Below are 18,085 nucleotides of genomic sequence, written 5' to 3'. Positions count from 1 at the left end.
AATACTTTTACTGTCGGTAACTATCCCGTTCCACTTCAAGATGCAGTTTCAGCGTTAAGCTAGGCAATCAGATCAAGGCGCGATACGAAGATAATGGTTATTCTCTTGAATCCATGCCTGATACCTAACCCTTTCTCGACTTGCACAAACCTGCACCTTGAAGTGGAGCGGGTATAATACCAAGTTGATTAATTACCTGCTCATTTTTAATGGTTAAAATAAAAAACTACAGCGTTATAAAATTTATAAGTAGAATAACTACTTACTAAATTTTATGCCTTGTATTTCTTCATTTTTCCTCATGAAAAAGTAGATCACTTAATTAATCAAATTGGTATAAACCCAAGCCCCAAGGTCTGATCACAATGCCGACAATTAAATAGGCAACCACATGAGGCTGTTGAAAAAATTTCAAGATAAACTCTAACAATAATATAAAGAAAATGGCGCCAACGGCTTGTGGTAAAAGTGGGTCGATATGCTTAGCTACTAACCTTTTTAGTCATCGAATTTATAGTAAATTGATAAGCTTAAAAATAGAGCTAGTGGTTGTAAATATTGCATAAAGCATGATAAAAATAAGGATCCAATCAATTAAAACGTAGTGAACGTCTTGGTTTAGGCCTTACTTTAACCTTTAGTTGAAGTCTCGATTAAAGCATTAGTCTACACTCATTTAATTTACTGCAGCGATGCATTTTGGTGTTTTTCTGTAAATAATCAACTTGGTATAATATATATTTAATGATCTCCTGCCACAAAGTTGTCATAATTATTAAGCTGACATTTCATTTTTATCAGTCAATCAACCATGGAAGAATATTGAAACAAGTGAATTATCCATACCGCATTCGACTGTTCTATACATTAATAATGGCTATTTTTATGTTAGCCAATGCCTTCAAAGTGCAGTCAGCCGAGCCTGATAATAGTGTCGGTACCCATCTCAATATTATGGGTGTTGAAAACGTATTGAAAACCAATATCTTGCGTAACTTGAGCAGTAACGAAAATGTTATTCCGTTGTCATTGCTGGGTTTTCCACAATCAGATAATTATATTTTAAATAAAACCCGCAGCGCATTGCAGGCTTTGGGTTATTATCAGTCTGTTTTAACTTTGGCTGACGATAAACTAGGCAAAATATTAACCATTGATTTACAAGCTCCTGTGCGGTGGCAAAATACCAATATTGTGCTCAACTGTGAGGATGAAATTGAGGGAATTTCCCAACTTATTGCTCACCATCCATTTACCCAAGGCAAAATTATTAACCATGGTGATTACAGCGACTTTAAAGCCTCGTTGCAACGCCAAGCACAAGCGTTAGGTTTATTGAACGCTACTTTCTTAACCAGCGTGTTAAATGTTGACGTGGCTCAGTTGCAAGCTGATGTGCAATGGGTGTTTAACTGTGGCGCTCGCTATAGCATTAATCAGGTGACGATTGCGGGCACAGTTTTATCTCATGACTTAATTAATCGTTATTCAACTATTCGCTCTGGTGACACTTATAGTCAACTCGACATTATCGCCAGCCAGCAAGCATTAAATCGCTCTGGTTTTTTTAAATCAGTAGTCGTTGAACAGTCAGTTAATCATCTCACAAAAACAGTCGATATTAGCCTTTCAATATTGGATACTGATAAATATGAGCTTAAAACCTTGTTGGGTTATGGCACTGACAGTGGCGGGAAACTAGGCGTAAGTTGGAGGAATCGACGGGTAAACAGTCAGGCCCATCAATATGTTGCATCGGTAGATTTTAATAAAGTAAAACTCGATATTGCGGATATACACGCAACGTTTCAATACCAAATACCGTTAGATAAAGCCAACAGTCAATGGATAAACCTAGTAAGTTATCAGATTAAAAATGAAGAAATAGGTCGCAGTAAAATTTTCACTTTAGAGTCTGTGTTTGTCAATAAAATTGATCCAAATTGGTCTAGTCAATGGTCAATTGCTATGGCACAAGAGCAATTAGAGTCAAATGCTGATGTGAACCGAAGTCTGCAATATATTGTGCCTTCATGGCAACTCAATTATTACAGTGTTACCGATCCCTTTTTCGCTATATCAGGTTGGCGTTGGCAAAGTATATTTCGTTTTAGTGGTGAGCAACTTAGCGACCCCGATATAAAATTTTTACAAACCGATCAAAAAATAAAACGTATTTGGTCGCTCAATAATAACTGGCGATTATTGTTACGTGCACGTTTGGGCACTACTTGGATGAATACTGATGATTTTAACCGCTCTATGCCATCAAACTATCGGTTTTTTGCTGGCGGTGATGTCTCGGTAAGAGGTTATAAACATCAAAGTTTATCGCCGGTGGAAAATGAAGTCGCCATAGGTGGTAAGCATATTGTATCGTCAAGCCTTGAGGTTGATTACTTATTTAATGACGACTTTCGTTGGGCGGTATTTACCGATCAAGGCAATGCATTTAATGATTGGCGGGATTGGAAAATATATAAATCAATTGGCACTGGTTTAAGATGGGTAACGCCGGTTGGCGCTATTCGACTTGATATTGCTAAAGCACTTGATGGTAATAAAGGCTGGCGTTTTCATATCACCATAGGGCCAGATTTATGAGTTATTTTAAAAAGAAAGCGCTGTTAAAGTGGTTTAGCCTAGTTGCTACTGGGTTACTGATGATCGTGCTGTTAATGCTCTCATGGCTTTACACTACAGAATCAGGCTTGCAGTGGTTAGCGGCGCGGATTGCCCAATTTCAACCACAGGAGTTACGTTTAGGTAAAATCAGTGGCAGTTTAAACTCTTCCATAAAGCTAGCAGAGCTTGATTGGCAACAAGAGGGCACCCAAGTACACGCGACAGGATTAGCGGTTGACTGCCAATGGTTATATTTGATTGACCGTATAGTGGTTTGCGATACCGTAGCGTTAAGTTCATTAGAGGTGTCGAGTGTTAACAATGAAAAAAGTAACCGTTCACAGGATGCTTTACCGATACTTACCACAGTGAAATTACCTATTGAAGTCAAGATTAAGCAAGTGACTATTGCGAGCATAAGCTATCAAGCAATGACCGCGGAAATGAGGTCAGCTAAAAACAGTGGCTCTGCAACAACTATACCCTCAGTAAATAGGCCTTCAGTAAACAGACCTTTAGCAAGCACACCTTTAGCAAGTACACCTTCAGCAAGTACAGAGTACAATGTTAGTGGCCTAGTATTAAAAAAATTAGCATTCGCGCGTAGCAAAGCAAGCGTCAGTGCGTTAAACCTTACATTTGACGAACACAACATAGCGGTATCTGGTTATTTTGATATGCGCAAAAAGTGGCAGCACCAGCTAGCGGTTGAGGTGTTGGGAGCCAAACTTTCGGTCAGTGTGAAGTCTAAAGGCAGCATCAGAGATTCATCGCAATTAACTCTACAGTTACTATCGCCTAATCAAATGTCAGTGACTAGCGATTGGTTTTATAAGCAAGGCTTATTTTTAAAGCGTGGCATATTAACCGCGGATAAACAGCAAATTGAGTTGGCCAGTCAAGCTATCATGGTTGAAAAAATAAAAGCAAACTTTGAGCTTAATTGGCCAAGATTGACGGCTAAATTATACACACAGACAACTTGGCAAGATTTTGAGGATATAAAGTTAACCATTAATACCAAATTAGCTAATGTACTAGATTGGCGTTCAAATTCAGCCGTTGCTTTGCTATTACAAAGTGAGCTTAATGCCACAAAAATTGCTACATCGTTGCAGCAAATATTCCCCGACGCTATTGATCAAAGTACTGCAGCGATGAAGCCATCATGGCCACTGCTAGCGAACTTTGATTTTGCGATTAAACAAGGTATTGCTAGCGTTAAAAGTAACGATATAACGTTTGGCGAGTTAACCGCAGCCATAGAAGGTAAGTTTAATGTTGAAAACCCGACGACTGAAAAATTTTCATTAAAAGGCCAGCTAAATGGTCGCTCGTTAGCATTAAATAATGTCCTTGAGTTGGTTAATATCAATACAAGCTGGCAGATAGAACAGCAGCAGTCTAAATGGCTTATCTCAAGCCAAGGCAACATAGATAAACTTGCACTGGCAAAGTTTAACGGTAAAAAAATTCATTGGGCATTGGATTTTAGTGAGCGCTGGCAGGGTGATGTTAAGGCAGACTCACTCAATATTAATGCGTTCAATCTTGAACAGCCATCATTGAAATTTTCTGGCTTACCCGTTGAGCATAAAATGCTCATCAGCGCGACATTAGCTGAAAAAACAGCTGTTAAATTAAGCTTTGATGGTCAATTACTGCAACAACAAGCAAAGCCGTTCAATATTGATAGTGATTTAGCGGCGGCGACGTGGCGCATCAATAACCTTGACTTTAAAGCCAAAAACCAGCAACAAACGCTTGTTTTAACCACAGAGCAATTACAACTTAGTGCTGAAAATCAACGGATAAAAAATCTGTGTCTTAGCGGTAGCGGAACATTTTGTATCAATGCGGATAATCAAGCAAAGCAGTGGTCAGCTAATTTAACTTTCGAGCAATGGGCAATGTCACCGATTTTTGAGCAAGTTAAGGCTTGGCAGTCGACGCTACTCGCTGAGCCATCAAAGTATCCCCAGGAAGTTCAAGGTATAGTGACGGGTAAGTTAGCGCTATCAGGTAAAGGCCGGCAACTGGGAAAAATTGTGGCCAATTTAACGATACCAAGCCTTAAATGGCGGTCATCTGACGCTCAAATACACGCAGAAGCACTGACTATTCGTAGCCAGCAGCAGCAAAATGCCAGCGCAATAACTACGCAATGGCAGACAATAAATACTCAGTTACAATTACCCGAGTGGCCAGCTGAAATTTCAATGCCTACCGGTCAGATGTTGCTGTCGATTACGCCTGACTTTCATGTGGATTTTGACTTACAACAAACTGATATTACCTTGAGCATTCCAGGTGAAAATAGTCAAACTGACACCGCGTTATCAAAGCATTTATTAACTGTAGCACTAATAAAACTGCAGGGTAAATGGCAACAGGATAAAATGTCCACGGCTTTGAATCTCCGCTTATCTGGCGAGGATAAAATAACAGCCAAATTTAACAGTGATTGGCCACTGCTTGATTCATCCCCCATCTCTGGTGACTTGTCAGTTAATTTACAAGCGTTTGATTGGCTTAAGCAGTGGCAAAAACGTATTGATAAAATAGAGGGTAGCCTAGTGCAAAACTTTACTTTAGCAGGTACTTGGCGTGAACCGCTATTTGTAGGTGAGGGCTCACTTGGTATTCAACATTTAGTTATTGATGAATATGGCTTAGATATTCATAACAGCAAAGTAAAATTAAGCAGCCAACAAGACCGTATTATATTATTAGGCGAATTACAAAACCCACAGGGAGCACTAACCATAGCAGGGCAAGCAAAGCTATCAAGGCCTATTAAAGCAAATTTAACGATTGAAGGACAACAAGTTACTTTAGTTAATAATAATGATAATACCTTAATCGTTTCGCCAATGTTAAAGGCAAATTATCAAGACAAGCACTTAACCGTAGACGGTAACTTAATTGTTGATCAAGCTGATATCAAAATAGCGTCTTTGCCAAAACCGGCGATTAATGTTTCAGAAGACCAAGTCATTGTTGATGAAAAACACCGAGCCATAAAAGATTCGCCATTTGACTATAATATATCGCTAACGCTGTCAGCAGGAGACAATGTTAAAATCAGTGGCTTTGGGCTATCAAGTGAAATACAGGGTAATTTATCTTCATCACTTATTACGGGCCAGCCTTTAACCCTTAATGGTCGCTTAGATTTAAAAGAGGGTAAATTTGAAGCCTATAAGCAAACATTAACTATTGAACAGGGGCAGTTGTTGTTTCTTGGTACGGCAGCAAACCCAAGTATTCAGTTTCGAGCGGTTCGGATAGTTGATGATGTCAAAGTGGGCATTATTGCTGACGGTACGATACATCAGCCTCGTTTAACTTTATTTTCAGAGCCAACAATGGCTGATGAAAATGTCTTATCATTACTGATCACCGGTCGAAATTTAGCGTCTTTATCACAGCAAGAAGGCAATGCATTGACCAGTGCCGCCATCAGTTTAGGGGTAGAGAGTGCCAACAAGTTAGTGCAGAAAATTGGTGAGCAACTGGGCCTAAAAGATGTGGCTTTTACCAGTAAAAGTGGTAGCAAGGGTAATAGCACGCGTGTTGATATTGCCGCTAAAATTAACGACCGTTTAAATGTGGGTTATGGCACCAGTATTGACTCTGACAGCGGTGTTCAGGCTGGGTGGAATATTGAATATAAGCTATCACCGAATATATCGTTTGAAGCCATTAGTGGCGATGAAATAAGTGCTAACATTAACTATAAAAAACAGTTTTCAGCCACTAAAGAAAAAGATTAGCATAGCAAATTAAATTAAAAGAAGGTGTTTATGTCAATAGATTCAACAAGCTCAACGGAGCTAACATCAGCAGCATTAGTAACACCTGTGAGCATTCCTAAACGTCATCAATTCATCAATTGGTCATTAGCTATATTAATAGCGGTACTTGGTGTGTATTTATCGATAATACAATTTGCTGGTTTAGAGTGGCTTTCTCGCAGTGGTTGTTTAATTGCTGTGTTGGGTGTTTGGTCAGGGTTGGGAGGCATAATACAAGAACGATTATTAATTGGTCGACTTAATTTTCATCATCGTATAACACTGGCTCGCTCGAAAAGAAAACTACATAAATTAAAAGTATCAAGCGAGAATATAGCAAGCGAAATTCAAGCCATAGAGCACAACTTTGAAGACAAAACGGATCAAATATTACAAGCGGTTAGACTGCAATTTGACCTGGTCAACTAAATTCAGTCACCCTAGTTAAGTTCGTTAAGCTACCTTTTTCAACTCTCTTTCTTTATATTCAATTAGGTATTCTTGAGGTTTCATTACTTATTACCGGTACATTATTGTGGGGTTTTGGGGATTTATTTTTTATATTGTCTATTTAAGATATAAAAACGAGTTGATTGATAAATAATGATGGTTTTTATTTATCAATCAACACGAGCTAAGGAGTAGCGCGACTTAAGTTGAACATTATTTTGACCAATTTTCAAAAAGTGTATTAATTAAATATAGTCTAATTAAATATAGTTTAATTAAAAAGCTATATTATTTGATGAAAACCATCAACTTTAACTTAAGAGGTTGCTTACTATTTTTATTTGTTATGGTCGTTCGTTTTTTTTCATTAAACTGTCTTAAATCAAAGCTGTGAAGGCTTTGTTGTGCTACTAAATCTAATCGCACTATTAAATTTGTAACTTGCAGTCCCGTGACTCTTCATAATATAAGGAGTTCTTCGAGAGAAAAGTGTAGACATAATATGCGCCTTTATTAAATGTGAGCGCGGAATAAAAATCCACACGAATTCTAATAGCCAAACGTTATTTCTGCTAAATTTATATATTCCTATATTGGCAATACTTTAATGATATGAGAGCGTAACCAATACTTCACATGATAATAATTATCATTTACAATGCGTTTATATTTAAGCTGTAGGGCAGGTTAGTCTTATGGCAACCTGATCATTTATGAAAACCAACACTCATCTCTCACCCTCTATTTTAATAGAACTTATGGAAAATCAGCGCTATGGTGTTGAATATCAGCCTATTGTCTGTGTTAAAAGCCAAGAAATATATGCCTATGAATGTTTATCAAGATTTTTTACTAAAGATAACTCACCGATACGACCTGATCTTGTTTATTCTTCTTTACATGACAGCCCACTTAGTTTGTTTCAAGTAGAGTATCAACAAAAAAAATTACAACTCGCTCATGCTCCCCACAAGGTAGATATTTTTGTTAACTTAGACCAAGACTCTTATTTTTCAACGGGTACTTTAAAATGTGACAATCCATTCTTAAAATTATTCAAAGACTTTCAAAAATCTAAGATCACTGTTGAGCTTATCGAAAATTCAGAAATAAATGATGCTATTATGAGTTTAGCAATGATTGACAACCTATCAAAAAACAACATCGATACCGCTATCGACGATCTTTGTAATCCACAATCTATGGTGTCAATGGCTGTTATTCAACTTGTTGAATATATTAAACTTGACAGATATGTTGTCACTAATAGGTCTAACCATAATTTTATGTTACTTGTTGAGTCAATGATCAATTATGCGCGAAGTGCTGGTAAAAAAGTTATTTTAGAAGGCGTAGAAACTGCAGAAGATTTACGCTTCGCAAAGCAACTAAATGTTGATTTTGTTCAAGGCTTTTTTTATCGAGAACAATTTAAACATGTGACTTAAACCATCAATTATAAGACTTGCAACAGAGATATTTTTCCATTGTTTTTTCAACGTCAATAATTCTTATACCAGTTCCATTAAGTTTGTGATCTTGTTGTGCGCAGGAAAAATAACTCAAGGTAAGGCGCTCGATTGAGCAATAGCTGGCTATTGGGAGTGAGAGCAACACAGCCTTGAGCTATTTTAACTAATACAAGTGAGCAATAACTTAATGGGATTGGTATTAGTGATGATAAATCACGATGCTGCCTCAAATTTTCGATGTAAGTAGCGCTAATCACTAAGGGGTATTGATTAAAACCAGATCGCTATTTTCATGGCTAATAAGCGCTGAAATTGTTGAACCATTGAGCCACTTGTCAAATAAACTGTGCTCTCTACAACCAAGCACGATTAAGTCTATTTTATTATCGTCAGCGTATGTCAGTAAAGCATGCTCAGGGTTTCCCCGAGTAAATGTTAACAAATTTTTGGCGCACTTTACTTGTTTAGCGAAACGATATATTTGTTCTTTGTGCAATGCCTCAATTTTTTTCTCGTATTCAATTGCCAAAGGTGGAATGTGAATAACGTGTAATAAAAAGGGCTCTGTCTGCTCTGCGGGCGTGTACCACTGGCGCATAAAGTTATAAACTTTACCATCTGATTTGTTGTCGCGGTCATCTTCATGAAACGGGTCAATTGCCCCGATGGCTTTACCATCAGATAACCATTTTTTTTGGCTTAATATAAACACTGTATTTTGATTGTTACTAATATATTGATTGTCAGCCGAGGTAAGGCCAGACTTTGAGCGAAAAATAACGATAGGATCGAGTGTATTAGCGCTGTTATCGACTTGCTTTGACCAGTATTTTTCTTTACAGATATGCACCTTGCTCTTTGGGAAGTACTGCTTGATTTTTAAGTTAATTTGGTCAACTTTGTTTTGATGGTTTGCTTGTAAATCACCTGAAATAGCGGCGAGTTCATTTGAGAAATAACGGCGATCAAAAAAACGTTGATGATGATGCAAATACCAGACAACATTTGCTGAAAATTTATTCTGCAGTAGAGTTATCTTAGAAAAGATAGCGTGAGTAACTGCCAAATCAGACAAAACAATATGTAATGTTGTCATGATACGTTCCTTAAAATGATTAACCGCAGTAACTACCAATTTATATGCGCGATTTTGTCTATACCCAATTGATTTAAGATAGCATAATCCATCAATATAGAAAGGCATTGTTGAAAGACCTTGTTAATTGAAAAACAAGTTAAACTTATACATTTTCATATACTATTAAGTACTTTTAAATTAGCTAATAGCTAAATAAAACAGAGAAAATAAAAATGCTAAACAATGCATGGTGGGGCGAGTTTACTTTTGACCTTCAACAACAACGCTGCTGGCGACTGGGTGAGCGAGTTATCATGCTTAAACGCTTAGAAAATGAATGGAACAGCTGGAATCTAGTAACAGATACTGATAATAACGAGGCCATGGTTGTTGGCAATGGTGATGAGGATTATGCTATTGGTGAAGCAAAATTTGGCCGATACCTACAACAAAGCACATCAGAAAAAATACGGGTATCACCCTTGCTAGCAGACCGAGCGGTAGTGGCGCGGCCAGATACACCGTTAACTTTACTTGCGGGTGAAAAATCACGGTTGTACATTAGCACCCCTATTTGGTTCTCGGCTCAGTTATTACCTAAAGGTGAATGCTTACTTGATTTACCCTTTTGGCGACCGTCTGACTCTTGGTTTGGTCCATCGACACGAGAAGGGCAAATATGTTACGCAAAATATACTGAGGCGCGTATCCAACTTAGCAATATTGAAAAGCGGGCACACCGTGCAATAACCCCAATTACCGTGATTAATAACCATGACAAGGCGTTAACCATAGAGCGAATTAATGTGCCAGTGACCTTATTGCATTTATACGCTGATGAAGAGCATCAACTTTGGACCACGGGTATTTCGGTGCATCGCGATAGTGATAGTGATAATGTTGAATTGCATTTTGATAAGCAGGCGCCGGTTGAAGCTTTATTGCCGGTGTTAATTAGCCGCCCAAGGATAGCAACTGAACAAAGTATACTCATACGCAGTATTAGTACTTTGTTTGCTTAAAAAAGAGAGGTTTTGTGAAAGACATTATAGCGTTTATCGACCTACTAAAAGCCTCGCATTTATTTGCTTTTATTCAGGCTACTTTATTATTCATTGTTGGCTTTATCATTGCGCGCGTAATCAGCAGTGCCATCGTTAAGGTATGTCAGCATAAAATGACGCCTCATGGGCAGTTATTCCTTAAAAGAACTATTTTTTACGGTATTTTAATTTTAGTTACTATTTCAGCCTTAGATAATATCGGTATTGATCTGAGTATTCTACTTGGCGCTGCAGGCATTTTTACTGTTGCCTTAGGCTTTGCTTCTCAAACCTCGGCATCAAACTTAATTAGTGGCTTATTTTTGATGATTGAACGGCCTTTTTCTATTACTGATGTTATCCGCGTTAATGACATTACCGGTGAAGTTATATCGATTGATTTACTCTCAGTTAAGCTACGTACATTTGACAACTTGTTTGTCCGTATTCCCAATGAAAGTATGATAAAAAGCGCAGTCACCACAATGACCAAGTACCCGATTAGGCGCGCTGATTTAACCATTGGTATTGCCTATAAAGAAGACATTGAGAAAGTACGCAACATATTGATGGCGGTGGCGGCAAAAAATTTAATTTGTTTAGAAGAACCGGCGCCAGTTTTTATCTTAACGGGCTTTGGCAGTTCTTCTATTGATATTCAGTTTTCTGTTTGGGCGATACGAGAAAATTTTCTAACGTTGAAAAACAGTATGTATATAGAGACTTAAAAACGCGTTTGATCAGCAAGGGATTGAAATACCGTTTCCTCACATAAGCTTATATGCCGGCACAGCAACAACACCTTTTCCACTTTCACCTATTATCAATGATAATGACAATAGTAAGGACGATAAGTAATTTAGCTACGTTGAACTGAGCATATAAAGTCATAGCGAGAACTAAAGCTATTGGTTTAAACCGCTATACTCAAGCATTTAATGCCAACTGGTTTTTAATTAGCTCGCATTCGAAATTTTTTCATTAAAACAGCAGATGTTAAAACCGTTTGCACTAACATCAAATTGTTACATTTTAATAATGGTTCTTCTTAGCGGTGCAAGTCGCGCTAATAATTGGTTCTGGATAGGGTAGCTAATACCTGAAGCATCCATCGCCTCGATAAAAAGCTCAACAAAATGATTAAATTCATTTTTAGTTATATACATGCCTTGATGAATATCTTCCATACTGTCACCTTGATATTGACAAGGGCCGTCAGCTAAGTGGCATAAAAATATGGTGAGCTCGTCTTTAAAACGAGTGACATTACTTTGAGCAAAATGCGCAAACACCACATCATCTTGACCAATAATATTAATTAAATTATCAATGATGTTATCCAGTGCTGGTTTTCCACCTATTTCTTGGTAAAGGCTTGCTTGGGTCTGTGCATGGCTATTACTATCAACATTGTTATCAATATTACTGCTTGGCGAAGAGCAAGAGAAACAACTCATTAATAGGAGCAATATTATTGATTTTTTCATGCTCGTTATTTCAATTTTCATCATAAATACCACATAGTTGATAAATACCAGCCAGTTTGTTTGTCAATGGCAGCAATACTACCTAGGTCAACATAGGCTAATGTAACGCTGAGATGTTTATTGGGAAACCAGGCAATGAAAATATCTTTCCAGTGGTTTTCGCCTAAATTTAAGTTATCAGGTTTTTGCCTAAATTCTACACCAATGGCTAAGTGTCGGTTAAGTAAAATAGCGCTCGAGGCTTCCAATTGAATCTTTTTATTTTCATTAGGGCCACCAAAACCAAGCAAGCCTATTTGATTACTTTTAGTATGTCTGGCGGTAACGTTCCATAACCAGTTGTAACCATTAATAAAACCTAAATGCAGTTTACTTGCAGCGATGTAAAAATCGGTGCCAGAATCTTTTTTGGCACCTAGTGAAAATGCCACATCACTGGTTTTTAGTTTTTTTGACTGAATGCCTAAACTCACTTGCGGCATAGTGGAATAGACTAAATCGCCAAATAAGTTAATTTTTGCGCCAATAATACTTTGCTTTAAATTAAGTTGAAGCGGGGTTACTTCAAAGTTTTGTTTAGCATACGACAGTTCTATTTTGTCATATAAATTTGCTTGTACAGCACAGCTATCTAAAGAAAAGTCTTTAACGGTAATTCGACTACATGCCGCGCTGACTGAGATACTTTCTTCAGTCGCATAGCCGGCTAACTGTGCCCAAGGTACAATGCCGCCGCCGCCGGAGCCCTCAATTTGAGAAACACCTGGCGTGGCTAAAATTTTACCTTCTGCTGAGCAGTTAGCTGAAAAAACAGCAAGTAAACAGCCATACAGTAAGGATGGTATTTTATTCATAGGCACGTAACCATGTTAGTAACTCAGCTGATTTAATTGGACGTGAAATAAAATAACCTTGTACATGGTTACATTTCATCGCTTTAAGTATATCTAAAGACGCTTTATTTTCTACACCTTCAGCAACCACACTAAAACCCAGTTGATGGCTCAATTCTATTGTGGATTGAACTATATATTGGTCTTTTTCTGATTGATCTAGTTCAAGTATAAAGGCTTTATCTATTTTTAACTCGTCAATAGGTAATTGCTTTAATTTACCTAACGATGATTGGCCAATACCATAGTCGTCAACAGAAATTTGTATACCAGTCTGTTTTAACTGTGTCAGTCGACTAATCACTAAATCTTCATTAGTCATGATATCGCGTTCGGTTATTTCTAAAGTAACAAGCTTAGGGTCGACATGGTATTGCGAAATTTTTTCAAAAATAAAGTCAATAAAATCAGCATGGATAATATCTTGCGCTGAAATATTGATAGCGACTTTAAGCTTAATATTTTCAGCTTGCCACTCTTGTTGTTGCTTAAGTACCGTATCAATGACCCAATGGGTTAAGGTAATAATAAGTCCTGATTGCTCAGCTAAATCAATAAATAGCTCAGGTGAGACAAATTTTCCACTCGGTTTTATCCAACGGATTAATGACTCTACTTTTTCTATTTTTCCATTGTCTAAATTGAGCTTGGGTTGATAAACCATGAATAACTCGCCGTCATCGCGTGTTAATGTTTCTCTGAGTTCTTCAAGTAAATTCAATCTGTCTAAATAGGCTTCATCCTGACCATTCTGGTAAGCTCTTAGCGTTGAATTTTCTGTTTTTGCGGCTTGCAAAGCAATAGTTGTTCTTCTCACTAACGCTTTTATGTTGTTACTTTGCTCGGGGAAAAGGCAAGTGCCGAGACAATAATTTAAATTTAGCCAGAGTTTATTAACTTTTAAAGGTGCTTTTAAAGGGGGTAAAAAATGTTCAATAATATCATCATAATTTTCATTATCATTTAGGTTAATAAGCACCCAAAATTCAGTACCCGAAAACCGTCCTACCATTAATGTTTGTGCTTGATAAATAGCCTGAATGCGTTGCACCACAGCTTTAAGTGCAACATCACCTGTTTCAGAGCCTAAACTATCGTTTATGCGTTTAAAGTTTCGTACATTTATTGCTATTAGTAATAATGAACCGTCAGTGTCATGATCATGTCCCGCAATGTTTTTTGCCAGTAATTCAAGAAATGCAGCGCGATTATAAACGTTGGTTAACGCGTCATGTTTTGCCTGATAATTAATTTTAATTTCACGGGTTTGAATTTTGTTACCCATTTCAATAAAGCTGTTATAAACTCTGATCATTTCTACGCTACCGTCCGATACAAAGCCATTGTGTCCATATTTTCCTTGAGCAAAACTGTGACTTAATCGTGTGAGTTGTTGCAGTGGTTTACTGAGACTTCTGGCAATAAAACTACAAACAATGGCAGTAATGCCAATAATTAAAAGCGAGATGAAAAGCGTAATGGAGACTAATTTATCAAGCTCTATATAGCTTGGAGATAAATCCACAGACAATTGTGCAATGTATTCGTGGTCTTGCGAATCGGTAAATGTTATTAGCTTATTCTCATAGAGTTTTCTTTCAAAGAAAAACCAAGAGTTATCGGTTTTTTTAAAATGTTCTTTATGGCTGGCATCGATATTGTGCAAAGTTGATATAATCAGTGCATCGTTATAAATAAAGCTAACTTCAACCGTCATTAATCTTTTTAACTCATTAACGAATGCCTGATCTATTTGGAAACCTATAACAGAGTAGGCAATGGTTCTAGGTGCTTCAACAGGCAATACAATGAGTTGGTATAAATTACCACCCAGCAGCATTAACTGAGTTTTATTCAAGTTTTGTTTTATAGCCATTAAGCTTTGGCTTAAAGTAGAGTCAAAAGTAAGCTGGTTATCGCTTGAAGAAATAATTTTACCATTTAAATCAGTTAACACCATTAAACTCGCATTAATTCTAGAGCCATGGTTTTGTAACACGCTAGCAATAGTCGCTTGGTCGCGTGAGGCAACCGCTTGCTTAAAACCAAAATCTGCTGTCAGCACTTTTGATGCGGTTAGTAGCAATTCTTCTTTGGCTTTTAAATATTCAATTAAAACGTTTTCAGCACTGGTAATACGTTGGTTTATTTGCAGGTTATGTGCGGAGATGGTTTTCCATAAAGACACGGCTAATAGACTTGCCACCGTCAAAATAACCAGTGACACACCTAGTAAAGTAATTTGCTTACGTAGCGTTAGTTTACTGGCCATTTTTTTTGAATATACTTTGAAAGGTATTTCGTGGCTCAGGCGCTTCAATAATTAAATCAATCACCAATGAACCATCATTTTTTATGCCTTTAGTTAAATCCTCATAACTAATACTTGTCAAGCTAGTGACTGAACTTGCGTGCCAAACATTAACGCTTTCGTATGCAACCGTATCGGCTAATGTCGCCATACCTTGCTCATCGGTAAGTAATACTTGTGTTGATTTAGCAATATAAATGTAACCAATCATCGAGTCATGTATGTTGCAGCCTAGTACCGCTACACCAGCATTATTAAACTGTAACGGCGCTTTAAGCTTCCCTGAGTAAAGCTTTAATTCAAAAGGTTTTACCGATGAGAATGAGTAAACATGATGTCTGATGTTGTCACTATTGGGAAAGTTTACATAATCGCCTTGGTGAATCACTAGCACATCAGGTTTAAAAAGTTTATTAACCTGATCCATAATCAAAGTATTTGGTGGTGACACGCCGACAGGAGAAGGGTTGGTTACAGAAAACTCTAATACTGCATTTTTAAGTGGCAACCCGTGTTGATCTTGCACTAAAAAAGACTCGGCGGTTGCTTGGGTACAAAGTACTAAAAGCGTAATAACAATGCTTGATGTATTTAAAAGACGATTTATCATAATTTCCTTTTAAAACTATTTATGTAAATTATTAATAAGAGCGCTGATTGAGCAGACTTATTGCAAAATAAAATCAGTTATTTAACGTACCTATATCTTGAAATCAGATTAAGTTTTTGGGCACGTAATTGCAAACTAAATATCGGACTCAAAGCACTTAAATAAAACGTAACAGTGAGTAGGATAATGGGAATATAGTAAAGAAATTTTTCTCAATGCCGGTGACATTTAGGGGCTTGAAAAAAAAGTCGCTTTGCGAACCCTGATTATTGAGTTTTTGGCATAAATGTAAATTATTTACAATTTCAATATGGGTGACTTCTATAACATTACTCTGCATTAACTGTATCTCGATATGTTTTTTAAATGCCTAAGGTAAATATATTGACCTATCCTTGGTACTAAAAATAAATACACATACCTCAACAATTCTTACTGATGTTAAATTTCAATATGAGTTAAAGAGGGTGAGTTAAAATTGAATGCATAACACTTAAAAATGTAAGTAATACCAATCCCATTAAGTTATTGCTCACTTGTACTAGTTAAAATAGCTCAAGGCTGTGTTGCTCTCAATCCCAATAGCCAGCTATTGCTCAATCGAGCGCCTTACCTTGAATTATTTTTCCTGCGCACAACAAGAACACAAACTTAATGGAACTGGTATAAGATAAGACCAACAGCAAAGTTAACTGCGTATTAAGATAATATATAAATCAGTGAATTACCAGAACATTGCCGCCACACCAAAGACACCAAGGTTATTAATAAGGTTAGCTGTGCTTTTTTTGAGCTACTTTTGAGCTACTTTTGAGCTAGGTAATACGCTAGAAATTTAATAAAAACAAAGTAGATTATTTAAATTCTAATAAGGGCAGAGTAAACTTAAAGTTCATCAACAGTGGAACTAATACCAATCCCATTAAGTTATTGCTCACTTGTACTAGTTAAAATAGCTCAAGGCTGTGTTGCTCTCAATCCCAATAGCCAGCTATTGCTCAATCGAGCGCCTTACCTTGAGTTATTATTCCTGCGCACAACAAGATCACAAACTTAATGGAACTGGTATTACAGAAAAAAAAGCCCCTAGTTACTTTAATGATTAGCCTGAGAAATAACGAGTGGTTAATATTTTTATTTCGCGGAGAGTTTAATGAATTTATTTGATTAGTTTGAATAAATTAATGCGCTTGCTAGCTTGATATCAGTGACTATAATTATGCTTACATACTATTTATAGAGCAATTAAATGACAACCAAACGCACTAGCCATACTAATTTAATCATTGTTGTTATTATCACCATGGTACTTCTAATCACAGCGACTGTTTTTGCGTCACCTGACGATGCTAAAGCTAAGGTAAAGCAGATATTTAGTCAGGTTGAAGTATCGCTAATTAAATTAAAGCAAACTCAGACCTTGACCAATGCCAATATTAGAGAGGTATTAAACCAGTATTTATTACCAGAAGTCGATACTCGATACTTTACCTATAAAATTCTTAATAAAAATTTAACTAAGGTCCCTGAAGAACTCCGAGAATTTTTTATCGTTGAGTTATCGCTCCAGCTTATTAATACTTATAGTAATTTATTAAATAAATATGATAATGAAGTGATCAATATCGGCCAAAGTACAGTCTCTAAAAGTGGTAAAATGGCTATGGTGGATATCACGATTGTGGGCAGCACTAAAACCAATAAAGCTGTAGTTAAATTATTGCAGTCAAATTCACAAGCCTGGCTTTTCTTTGACATTGAGATTGAAGGAATAAGTTTATTGCAAACAAAACAAGCAGAAATAAATGCCAGTTTTAATAAATTGGGTATCGAAGGGACATTGTTACATTTACAGAAAATTAATCATAAAGTCGTTGAAGGCTAATTTATACCAAGTTTTATCAGGTATTCAACACTAAAACATTATCGATAAAGTTAATAAATAGAAATCGTTTAGCTATCAACATTGCCGGTCCCTAGCCTAATAAAAACCACACTGCCGGTGTGAAGTGCATAGGCAGGTAAGATAATGATTTAATTTCTCCTGCAGTCCTCCTGCTTTTCTCCCTGTGCATTATTTTATTATTTTTACAGGGAGGAAAGAATGAGAAGAAAATGAGGGGTAATTAGGGCGGCGATTTCAAGATAATATGGCTATGCATTTGGCTTATACCAATCCCATTAAGTTATTACTCACTTGTACTAGTTAAAATAGCTCAAGGCTGTGTTGCTCTCAATCCCAATAGCCAGCTATTGCTCAATCGAGCGCCTTACCTTGAATTATTTTTCCTGCGCACAACAAGATCACAAACTTAATGG

At 36.9% G+C, this 18,085-nt stretch carries 12 protein-coding genes; 7 read left to right on the top strand and 5 right to left on the bottom strand.

Annotated features, from left to right (window positions below; translation table 11 throughout):
- Window positions 1-831 precede the first annotated feature (831 nt).
- The 4 genes from ESZ39_RS08435 to ESZ39_RS08420 all read left to right on the top strand — a co-directional run bounded on the left by ESZ39_RS08435 (window position 832) and on the right by ESZ39_RS08420 (window position 8,320).
- Entirely contained in the window at window positions 832-2,604 is a 1,773-nt protein-coding gene (locus tag ESZ39_RS08435; RefSeq protein ID WP_223270302.1) for an autotransporter assembly complex protein TamA, read from the top strand.
- Window positions 2,601-6,401, top strand: coding sequence for a translocation/assembly module TamB domain-containing protein (locus ESZ39_RS08430; protein ID WP_146879477.1), 3,801 nt, complete (start codon window positions 2,601-2,603; stop codon window positions 6,399-6,401). The genes ESZ39_RS08435 and ESZ39_RS08430 overlap by 4 nt, the downstream gene beginning before the upstream one ends.
- 30 nt (window positions 6,402-6,431) lie before the next feature.
- On the top strand, window positions 6,432-6,851 hold the full coding sequence (locus ESZ39_RS08425) for a hypothetical protein (protein ID WP_146879476.1): 420 nt from the start codon (window positions 6,432-6,434) through the stop codon (window positions 6,849-6,851).
- 734 nt (window positions 6,852-7,585) lie between these two features.
- Window positions 7,586-8,320: an EAL domain-containing protein gene (locus ESZ39_RS08420; RefSeq protein ID WP_146879475.1), complete on the top strand. Its 735-nt coding sequence runs from the start codon at window positions 7,586-7,588 to the stop codon at window positions 8,318-8,320.
- Window positions 8,321-8,600: 280 nt separating this feature from the next.
- On the opposite strand, the gene ESZ39_RS08415 is transcribed toward ESZ39_RS08420, so the two are convergent.
- A complete protein-coding gene (locus tag ESZ39_RS08415) occupies window positions 8,601-9,440 on the bottom strand; it encodes a universal stress protein (protein ID WP_191321732.1) in 840 nt (279 codons plus the stop codon).
- 215 nt (window positions 9,441-9,655) lie between these two features.
- Between ESZ39_RS08415 and ESZ39_RS08410 the strand changes: the two genes are divergently transcribed.
- Window positions 9,656-10,444: a hypothetical protein gene (locus ESZ39_RS08410; protein WP_146879473.1), complete on the top strand. Its 789-nt coding sequence runs from the start codon at window positions 9,656-9,658 to the stop codon at window positions 10,442-10,444.
- Between the two features lie 14 nt (window positions 10,445-10,458).
- On the top strand, window positions 10,459-11,193 hold the full coding sequence (locus ESZ39_RS08405) for a mechanosensitive ion channel family protein (protein ID WP_262984486.1): 735 nt from the start codon (window positions 10,459-10,461) through the stop codon (window positions 11,191-11,193).
- Window positions 11,194-11,490: 297 nt separating this feature from the next.
- Here the strand turns inward: ESZ39_RS08405 and ESZ39_RS08400 are convergent, their stop codons facing one another.
- Genes ESZ39_RS08400 through ESZ39_RS08385 form a run of 4 tightly spaced genes read right to left on the bottom strand, consistent with a single transcriptional unit; the run spans window position 11,491 to window position 15,766 of the window.
- Window positions 11,491-11,976, bottom strand: a complete 486-nt coding sequence (locus ESZ39_RS08400) for a group I truncated hemoglobin (RefSeq protein ID WP_146879472.1) — start codon at window positions 11,974-11,976, stop codon at window positions 11,491-11,493.
- The gene (locus ESZ39_RS08395; RefSeq protein WP_146879471.1) at window positions 11,973-12,806 is read right to left on the bottom strand and encodes a DUF3034 family protein; all 834 of its coding nucleotides are present in this window, start codon (window positions 12,804-12,806) and stop codon (window positions 11,973-11,975) included. Before ESZ39_RS08395 ends, ESZ39_RS08400 begins: the two co-directional genes overlap by 4 nt.
- Window positions 12,799-15,117 (bottom strand): EAL domain-containing protein, encoded by a 2,319-nt coding sequence (locus tag ESZ39_RS08390; RefSeq protein WP_146879470.1) that lies wholly within the window; start codon window positions 15,115-15,117, stop codon window positions 12,799-12,801. The genes ESZ39_RS08395 and ESZ39_RS08390 overlap by 8 nt, the downstream gene beginning before the upstream one ends.
- Complete coding sequence (locus ESZ39_RS08385) at window positions 15,107-15,766, bottom strand: methylamine utilization protein (protein WP_146879469.1); 660 nt, start codon at window positions 15,764-15,766, stop codon at window positions 15,107-15,109. The genes ESZ39_RS08390 and ESZ39_RS08385 overlap by 11 nt, the downstream gene beginning before the upstream one ends.
- 1,249 nt (window positions 15,767-17,015) lie before the next feature.
- Here ESZ39_RS08385 and ESZ39_RS08380 point away from each other — a divergent pair.
- The gene (locus ESZ39_RS08380) at window positions 17,016-17,651 is read left to right on the top strand and encodes a phospholipid-binding protein MlaC (RefSeq protein WP_146879468.1); all 636 of its coding nucleotides are present in this window, start codon (window positions 17,016-17,018) and stop codon (window positions 17,649-17,651) included.
- Window positions 17,652-18,085 lie beyond the last annotated feature (434 nt).

Source organism: Colwellia sp. C1TZA3, from assembly GCF_007954265.1.
In the GTDB taxonomy this organism is placed as follows: Bacteria; Pseudomonadota; Gammaproteobacteria; order Enterobacterales; family Alteromonadaceae; genus Cognaticolwellia.
This window is presented reverse-complemented; position numbering and strand designations above follow the sequence as displayed.

Bases quoted from the DNA above. Each gene is read 5' to 3' on its own strand.
- ESZ39_RS08430 (WP_146879477.1), top strand. From the start codon at position 2,601: ATGAGTTATTTTAAAAAGAAAGCGCTGTTAAAGTGGTTTAGCCTAGTT.
- ESZ39_RS08425 (WP_146879476.1), top strand. From the start codon at position 6,432: ATGTCAATAGATTCAACAAGCTCAACGGAGCTAACATCAGCAGCATTA.
- ESZ39_RS08420 (WP_146879475.1), top strand. From the start codon at position 7,586: ATGAAAACCAACACTCATCTCTCACCCTCTATTTTAATAGAACTTATG.
- ESZ39_RS08415 (WP_191321732.1), bottom strand. From the start codon at position 9,440: ATGACAACATTACATATTGTTTTGTCTGATTTGGCAGTTACTCACGCT.
- ESZ39_RS08410 (WP_146879473.1), top strand. From the start codon at position 9,656: ATGCTAAACAATGCATGGTGGGGCGAGTTTACTTTTGACCTTCAACAA.
- ESZ39_RS08400 (WP_146879472.1), bottom strand. From the start codon at position 11,976: ATGATGAAAATTGAAATAACGAGCATGAAAAAATCAATAATATTGCTC.
- ESZ39_RS08395 (WP_146879471.1), bottom strand. From the start codon at position 12,806: ATGAATAAAATACCATCCTTACTGTATGGCTGTTTACTTGCTGTTTTT.
- ESZ39_RS08390 (WP_146879470.1), bottom strand. From the start codon at position 15,117: ATGGCCAGTAAACTAACGCTACGTAAGCAAATTACTTTACTAGGTGTG.
- ESZ39_RS08385 (WP_146879469.1), bottom strand. From the start codon at position 15,766: ATGATAAATCGTCTTTTAAATACATCAAGCATTGTTATTACGCTTTTA.
- ESZ39_RS08380 (WP_146879468.1), top strand. From the start codon at position 17,016: ATGACAACCAAACGCACTAGCCATACTAATTTAATCATTGTTGTTATT.